At 68.0% G+C, this 7,412-nt stretch carries 6 protein-coding genes; 1 reads left to right on the forward strand and 5 read right to left on the reverse strand.

Features of this window, described 5'->3' with window-relative positions; translation table 11 throughout:
- Positions 1–258: 258 nt before the first annotated feature.
- From EJC77_RS19875 to phnA, 5 genes are all read right to left on the reverse strand, one after another.
- Positions 259–1,380 (reverse strand): TIGR03364 family FAD-dependent oxidoreductase, encoded by a 1,122-nt coding sequence (locus EJC77_RS19875; RefSeq protein WP_125616939.1) that lies wholly within the window; start codon positions 1,378–1,380, stop codon positions 259–261.
- A 57-nt stretch (positions 1,381–1,437) separates the two neighbouring features.
- Positions 1,438–2,337, reverse strand: coding sequence for a LysR family transcriptional regulator (locus EJC77_RS19880; protein ID WP_125616942.1), 900 nt, complete (start codon positions 2,335–2,337; stop codon positions 1,438–1,440).
- A 24-nt stretch (positions 2,338–2,361) separates the two neighbouring features.
- Positions 2,362–3,822, reverse strand: coding sequence for an aldehyde dehydrogenase family protein (locus EJC77_RS19885; protein ID WP_125616945.1), 1,461 nt, complete (start codon positions 3,820–3,822; stop codon positions 2,362–2,364).
- A 49-nt stretch (positions 3,823–3,871) separates the two neighbouring features.
- The gene (locus EJC77_RS19890; protein ID WP_125616949.1) at positions 3,872–5,236 is read right to left on the reverse strand and encodes an MFS transporter; all 1,365 of its coding nucleotides are present in this window, start codon (positions 5,234–5,236) and stop codon (positions 3,872–3,874) included.
- A gap of 122 nt (positions 5,237–5,358) precedes the next feature.
- Positions 5,359–6,708, reverse strand: coding sequence for a phosphonoacetate hydrolase (gene phnA, locus EJC77_RS19895; RefSeq protein ID WP_125616952.1), 1,350 nt, complete (start codon positions 6,706–6,708; stop codon positions 5,359–5,361).
- Positions 6,709–7,204: 496 nt separating this feature from the next.
- Here phnA and EJC77_RS19900 point away from each other — a divergent pair.
- On the forward strand, positions 7,205–7,412 hold a 208-nt coding region (locus EJC77_RS19900), incomplete at its 3' end, for a hypothetical protein (protein ID WP_205787537.1).

The raw sequence follows: 7,412 nt of genomic DNA on the forward strand, positions 1-7,412 counted from the left end.
TGCGCGTCTGGCGCGCCATCACCCGCAACTACGCCGACACCTGCCTCGACAACCCCGCCGGCGAGGGCTGCTGACCCCCGCGGACCCCCGACACGCCACCGAACCCGATCCACTGATCGATACATCCGGGTCCGCCACCCGCCCACCCCGATCCATCGATCACTCGACAGGCTCGACCAGCGGGTCTCGACAAGCTCGACCACCGACAAGCTCGACCAGCGGTGGTCGAGCCCGTCGGGACCCGTCACAGTCGAGTGCTCAGAGGGCCGCGATGGTCTCCGCGGCGATGCCGAACGACATCGTCATGCCGATGCCGCAGGTGACCGTGATGACACGGGTTTTGGCGTCGACGTCCTCGATCAGCAGCGGGGTCAGGGGGCTTGTGGCGTACACACCCTGCCAGCGCTGGGTGACCTTCAGGTCGGTGCCGAGCACCTTGCCGATCTCGTCAACCACACGGGTGGTCCACCATTCGTCTTGGAACGGGGCGATGGTCTGGCCGTAAACATGCGTGTCGCCGAGGATGATGGTGCCGTCCGGGCGGCGGGCAAACATCACGTTGGCCACCATGTCGACCAATTCGGGGCTGTGCCCGTAGATTTCCTGCTTCAAGGCGGTGGCACCGGGCATGGCCGTGAACCCGTCGTAGCGGGCCATGGACGTGCCGGTCAGGACGGCGGCGTCAATCTTGTAGGTGGACGGGGCCGGCGCCAGCGCCATCTGCAAGGCGCAGCGCTGGACCTGGTAGCGGTCGGCGAGTGCGGGGAACAGGTAGTCAAGGTCGTGGCCCACGCACACCAGCACCTTGCCGGCGTGGAAATCGCCGCGGCCGGTGGTCACGGTTCCATCGTTGATGTCCTTCACGGCGGCGTTCCACTCGATCGTCACACCGTCCTGGTTTTGCAGCCAGTCGGCAATCTCGCCCGGGGCGGAGCGCGGGTCGACGCGCAGGTCGGCCGGCAGGTGTGCCCCGCCGACGATGGCCGGATCCGGCGTGCCGCCGAGCACGGACCTGATGTCCGCAGCCGTGAGAAGCCGCACGGCCTCGGTGCCCCGCTTGCCGTTCAGCTCCTCAAGGACCGCCTGCTCCGCCTCGCTGCGGGCCACAACGTAGGCGCCGGCCTCCGGCGCCCAGAAGCCAACGGCCTTCGCCGCGGCCATCCAGCCCTCGCGCGACCGGTAGGCTGTGTCCAGCAGCTCGCCGTCCTGGGCCGTGATGCAGCAGTGTCCGAAATTGCGGATGGAGGCGCCGTTGGGCCGGGCGTCGCGTTCGATGATCCGAACGGTGTGGCCGTTGCGGTGGGCCTCGAAGGCGTGGGCCAGGCCGACGATGCCGGCTCCGACGATGATGAGGTCAGTTCGAGCTGCAGTGCTGTTCATGATGTTTCCTTTCGGGACATTTCTTGGACGGTTGCTGCTAAGCGGGTCCGGCCGGTATTAGGCGACCGGCCACGCCTTGATGCTGCTGATGAGTTTGACGAAGGCGAGTTCCACGGGGGTCAGCGGCTGGTCGGCCATCCGGACCAGGGTGACCGGCCGGCGCTTGGGTGCCGGGGTCATCTTGAGCCGGACGAGTTCGCCGGAGCGCAGGTCCTGGGCCACGACGTGCTCGGAAATCAACGCCAGGCCCAGGCCGGCCCGAACCGATTCCCGGGCCGCCTCGGCGCTCCAGATGGTCCAGCTTGCGGCGTCCGTGAGGTTCCAGTCGGCCAGGATTTCGTCCTGGTCCGCACGGGTGGAGGATCCGATCTCGCGCAGCAGGAACCGTTCGCCGGCCAGATCGGCCGGAGTCAGCGCCCGCCCGGCCAGCGGGTGCGCCCGGCCGGCGGCCAGGATCAGTGCCTCGTCGAAGATTTCCGTGCATTCGAGCTGCTCGTGGTCGACCTTGCCGGCGCAGATGGCCAGGCTGACCTCGCGGTTGATGATCCAGTCCGCCACCTTCTCCGCATTCCCGACCCGCAGTTCCGTGCGGATCGTGCTGTTCTCCGCCAGGAACCGGCTGAGCACCCGCGGCAGCAAATAGGAACCCAGCGTGCTGGTGCCGGCGACCGAGAGCTTCCGGTCGGCCTGCCCCTGGGCGGCGGCGACGTCGTCGTCCACTTCCTCAAGGATGTCCAGGATCTTCCGGGCATGGCCGGCCAGCACCTGCCCGGCCGGCGTCAGGGTGGCGCCGGCCGGACCCCGGTCCAGCAGGTGGGCGGCCAATGAGGTCTCCAGGCTGCGCACGTGCGCCGACACGGACGGCTGGCTCATGTACAGCACGCGCGCGGCGGCAGACAGGCTGCCGGTTTCGACAACCGTGAGGAAGATTCGCAGGCTCTGGATACTCAGGTGCATGGCATTCAACCTAACAAGGTGTGTCTACGCCGCCGGGAAGCTGATGCAGGCCGAGCGCCACTCCATGTAGAACTCCCACGTTTCCGGTGAACACTCGGGCGCCCCGTACTGGGAAAGCTTCGCGCCCATGTGGGGCAGGTGCGGCCAGGCACCGACGCCGGGCCGGTTCACGTGCAACATGCCGGCCTCGAACTGCTCCAGCGCGTCATAGACGTGGGCCCTGTTGTTCGTGAAGATCGTGCCGGACATGCCGTACTTGACCGAGTTGGAGATCTCCATGGCGTGCGTGAAGTTCTCCGCGTCGATGACGGACAGCACCGGGCCGAACACCTCCTCCATGGCCAGGTCCGAGTCCGGGGCCACGTCAGTGATGAGCGTCGGCTCCATGAAGTAGCCGTCGGCGAGGGCGCCGTCCGTGGCCCGGGAGCCGCCGGTCCGGACGGTGGCGCCGTCGGCCTGGGCGCGCCCAATCGCGGCGAGGCAGGCGTCCAGCCGGTCCCCGTTGACGACCGGGCCCAGCTTGGTCTCCTCCGCAAACGGGTCGCCGATGCGCAGCTCCTCGATGCGCGCCAGGACGCGGGCGACCAGGTCCTCGCGGACGCGTCGGTCGACGACGACGCGGCTGGTGGCACTGCAGCGCTGGCCGGCCTGGCCGAACGCGCCGTGCAGGATGGCGTCGGCGGCCAGGTCCAGGTCGGCGTCGGCCAGCACGATCAGCGCATTCTTGCCGCCGAGCTCCAGCTGGGTGCGGGCCAGCCGGGGTGCGGCGGCCTGCTGGATGGCCAGGCCGACCGGCAGCGATCCGGTGAACGAGATGCCGCGCACGTCCGGGTGCGCCGACAGTGTCTCGCCCGGCGCGCGGTCGCCCTGGACCAGGTTCAGCACCCCGGCCGGGACGCCGGCCTCGGTGAAGATGTCCACGAGCAGGGCCGACGTCAGCGGCGCCAGCGGCGACGGCTTGAGCACGGCCGTGCAGCCGGACAGCAGGGCCGGAGCCATTTTCCACACCGGGATGGCGAGCGGGAAGTTCCACGGCGTGATGAGCGCGACGACGCCGATCGGCTTGCGCCACGTCAGCGCCATGGTGCGCGGCTCGTCGGCCGGGAGGGTGGAGCCGGACAGGCGGCGGCCCTCGCCGGCCATGTAGCGCAGGATGTCGATGGCCCGCTGCGCCTCGCCACGGGATTCGCGCAGGCACTTGCCCTGTTCCCGCGTGACGGCCTGGGCCAGTTCCTCTTTGCGCCGGGACATGATGTCCGCGGCGGCGAACAGGATGTCCCCGCGCTTGATGGAACCGAGCGCATCCCAGCCGCGGCCCGCCTTGGCCGCCGCCTCGATGGCGTCGAGGGCGTCCTGGGCGGTGGAGTCGGGGAAATGCCCGACGACGTCGCTTGCGTTGGCGGGGTTGACGTTGGCGAACGTCGTGCCCGCCGAGGACGGCCGCCACTGCCCGTCGATGTAGTTCTGGTGCAGTTCCGTGTTCATGGTTTCCTCGTTTCGGGCAGCACCGTTGCTGCCGGTTGCTGGGTAAGGGTCAGGCGGCGGTGGGGCGCTTGTTCCAGGACGGGGCCAGGATCAGCGCGGCCACCAGGGCGGCGGCGGCAAAGGTGTAGAAGATGGCAACGCCCGGGAAGAATCCGGGGAGCAGTCCGCCCAGGATGGCGCCGAGGGATCCACAGCCGTTGATGAACCCGGTGGCGCCGGCGGCGTGCTTGGAGGTGCCGAAGTCGACGGCGGCCACACCGGAGATCATGGCGTCGGCACCGTAGGCGGTCAGGCCGACGAACGCCAGCAGGATGACGATCAGGGTCAGCGAGCCGGTGGCCGTGACGACCTGCCACAGGGCCAGGGCGATCACCAGCAGGCCCAGGCTGATCACGCTCGGCGGGACCCGGCGGGCGTTGAACAACGTGTCCGAGGTCCAGCCGGCGACGACGGGGGCGATCACGCCGGTGACACCGAAGGCGACGGGGACCATGATGGCCGTGATCGCGTCGAGGTGCGGCATGGCGTCGAGCACCAGGACCGGGCCCCACAGCAGGATGGCGTAGCGGGCCGGCTTGAGCAGGAAGTAGACGATGCCCAGCTTGAGCACCATGGAGTCGTGCCTGGCGGCCGCGATCAGGTCCCGGGCGGAGAAGCGTTCGGCCTTGACCTTGACCACCGGAATGGGCGCGCGGGTCGTGCCGCGCACGTGTTCGGCGTCGAGCGCGGCGGGGTCCTCGTCAATGCCGGGCAGCCCGATCTCCTGGGGGCTGTTGCGCTGGAAGACGATGAACAGGACGAACGCGACGGCGATGGCGATGGCGCCGGCGATGAAGGCCCAGCGCCAGCTGTGGAAGACGGAGTACGCGACCCAGCCGGTGACCGGCGTGGCGACGAGGCCGCCGAACGCGTAGCTCGTGGAGAAGAACCCCATGGCCCGGCCGCGCGCCCTGATGGTGAAGAACGAGGCGATGTTCTTGCTCAGCGCCGACCAGCCGGTGGACTGGGCCAGGCCCTGGACGATCATCAGCGGCATGAACAGCCAGATGGCCGGGGCCAGGCCCATGAACAGCGCGGCAACACCGGCCATGACCATGCCGCCGGCGACGACGACGCGGGTGCCGTATTTTTCGGCGACGGCGCCCCACACGAATTGGCCGACGGCGTAGGCGGCCAGGTAGGCGGAGTCCATGATGCCGAGGGTCTGTCGGGAGATGAAGCCTTCGTCGAGGATGCCGACCTTGGCGGCGGAGAACGCGGAGCGCGGGAAATAGTAGGCGGCGTACGCCAGCCAGGACAGCGCGAAGATGCGCAGCTGCCACTTGAACAGTTCCTGCCGCTTCGTTGAACTCTTCTGCTGCGGCCGGGTGGGATTGGGGAGTACAGAGGTTTCGGTAGAGCCGTGTTCGGACATTGCTAACGTCCTTTCGTCATACAAACCTGTGATTGGGGAGGGCCGGCGCCGGGCAGGGCACGGCCGCCGGCGGTTGGGCCTGCCGTTGCGGCGGCAGGCCCAACCCGTGGAGGAGAGGAATGCTAGACGGTGGCCGCGGCGGTGGCGGCGACGTGGCTCGTGGCCACCCAGTAGGCGTCGTAGTTGTGCAGGACGGCCTGCTGCCCGCTCGGACCGCGGCTTTCGGTTTCGGTCGGGGCGGGCAGGACACGGTTGACGAAGAACGGGATGTTCAGTTCGCCCAGGCCGCCATGGGAGCGCAGCGGCACCTCCAGGTTGGCCAGGTCGTGCCAGGCCGCGTACCGGCCCAGTGCCGTGTCCTTGTCGGAGAGGACGGTGATGTCGCCCATGCGGTCCAGCGGCATCGAGAACAGCTCCGCGGCCTCCTCGGAGGTGTGCACGAACGAGATGCCGGGCCGTCCGCGCAGCGACGCGATGATGGCGTCGCGGTCCGCGCCGGCGGGCAGGTAGACGTTGGCGAACGAGCCCAGGGCCCCGTGGTGCACCGTGTACGGGTCGGTGATGGGCAGGATGACCCGGCTGCCGCCCTCGGGGGTGTCGCCGGTGACGCCGAGGACCTTGTTGACTTCCTCTTCCAGGTAGATGACCCGGGGGCTGCCGTCGGTCTTGTGCTTCGGGCTCATGCCGTGGTCGGCGGTGATGACGACGACGGCGCCCAGGGCGTCGAGCGCGGCGGCGTACGTGTCGACCATGGCGTAGAAGTCGTTGGCGGTCTCGGTGCCGGGGGCGTTCTTGTGCTGGATGTAGTCGGTCAGCGTCAGGTACATGACATCCGGGGCCCGCGTTTCCAACAGTTTCACGCCGGCGGCCAGGGCGAACTCGCTCAGTTCGGACGAGTACACGCTGGGCAGCTCCATGCCGACCAGCTCAAGCACGTTCTCGATGCCGTTTTCCGCCAGGGTGGCGGTGTCGGCCTTTTCCGCGGAGAAGCAGATACCCGTGTTGGCCGGCTCGACGATCTCGCCGGAGCCGGCCGGGTCCAGGCCGGGCTGGGTGATGCCGGTGGCCAGCAGGCGGCGCAGCTTGTCCTTGGCAGTGACGATGGCGACGCTCAATCCGGCCGCGGACGCGGCGGAGAACAGCGTCGGCACACGCAGGAACTTCGGATCATTCATCAGGACCTCCTCGCCGGTGGCGGGGTCCAGGATGTAGTTGCCGCAGATGCCGTGCACCGCCGGCGGGTGGCCGGTGGCGATGGACATGTTGTTCGGGTTCGTCAGGGTCGGGATGGCGCAGTGCGCCGGCCACGACGTGCCCCGGGTCGCGACGACCTCCTTCAGCCACGGCATGCGGCCGGCCTCGATGGCGAGCTCATGGTAGGCCGGTTCACTACCGTCGATGCAGATGACGACCACGGGGGTGCCCTGGTGCACGTAGTCGCGGCCGTTGACGGTGAACGTGGTCTGCGGCATGGGGAGCTCCTTCGCTCTTCGGCGGCGTCCCCCGTTGCCGGCGGGCGCCTTCACTTGGCTGATTCCTGTTCCACCAGCTTCGGTGACCCCGGACGGGTCGAGTAGACGCCAATTGGCTATGCAACCCATCAGCTACGCCTATGACCCACATCACAGTAGTGGAAATTCCGCCTCCGCCCGCATCTGGGGCGCGGAAGCGCACCGAAATCCGGCTGGATTGGTGCGCAAGTGCGCCCTACTTGGAGGCGGCGGGCACCCAACCCAGGGCCGGGGCGATGTGCGCGGCGATGTTGGCCAGCAGCTTCACGTTGTAGTCGACGCCCAGCTGGTTGGGGATTGCTTCATTGAAAATCGAGAACTACAACGGCCAGAACAATCTCATGCCAAGATTTGAAGTGCGTCCCAGCCTGACACGCGGGGGCCGCGGAACAGTCGCTGGTGAGCTGCGATACGCTTTCCACTGTAATGATCTTGGGACATGGGAGTAACTGCGTCAATGGCGAAAATCAAGGTGGGTTCGGGGTTTGGCAAGGCAACGTTGCAAGCCGCCTTACAACGGGCGAAACCCGGCGATCTACTCGTTCTCGATCCTGGACGCTACAACCTGGACCAGGTCACACTCTTCGGACTCGGGCTGCACGGGAATGGCACCGCCGATCAGGTGGAGATCATGGAGGGTTATTCAGAACGTTTGTCGGTAGAAT

It is taken from the genome of Specibacter cremeus, from assembly GCF_003946885.1.
GTDB lineage: Bacteria > Actinomycetota > Actinomycetes > Actinomycetales > Micrococcaceae > Specibacter > Specibacter cremeus.